This is a genomic window from Niveispirillum sp. GW835-FHT14G11 (genome assembly GCF_058793615.1).
On record NZ_JBXAFZ010000068.1, the window covers coordinates 1 to 613 of the forward strand.

At 56.0% G+C, this 613-nt stretch carries 1 pseudogene; it reads left to right on the forward strand.

Annotated elements, in window-relative coordinates:
- Positions 1-239: 239 nt before the first annotated feature.
- A pseudogene (locus AC1Q7F_RS32635) lies at positions 240-523 on the forward strand (transposase); the annotation flags it as partial.
- Between the last annotated feature and the right edge of the window lie 90 nt (positions 524-613).

Consider the following 613-nt stretch of genomic DNA (forward strand, 5'->3'; position numbering starts at 1 on the left):
GCCCAGTCATGCTTGGCAAAATAGCATAGTTTCAAACCGCGCATCAAGGTTCAGATCTTGAGCCATTTACAAAGTGTGACTTGGTAAAAATAGACAATGATAAACTTACGATCCACTCCCGCGGCCTCTCACGGGAAAAGCAGGCCATGGCCATTGCTGTCTTTCCGCCGTTCTGGTCGCTGCCCTGATAGCGAATACGGCTACGCCTCTTTGTCGTCGTTCACAGGGGTGAAGATGGCGTCCGGAAGGGCGATGTCGTCATCCTCGACAATCTGGGACGCCACAAGGGCAAGGAAGCCCGCAAGGCCGTCCGCGAAGTCGGGGCCAGGCTCCTGTTCCTGCCGCCATACAGCCCCCACCTCAATCCTATCGAGATGATGTTCGCAAAGCTCAAGACGCTCGTCCGAAAAGCCGATGAGAGAACCATCGAAACCACCTGGCGGCGCATCGGGCCTTGCTCGATAAATTCAAGCCAGACGAATGCGCCGCATACATCCGACATGCAGGGTATGCTTCAGCCTAAACCTGACAGACTCTAGGCCTAGGGATAGGTGCCGTTTATCTTGTCGGTGACGATGATGCCACGCAGGCTGGCAGCCTGCTCGCCGCCACG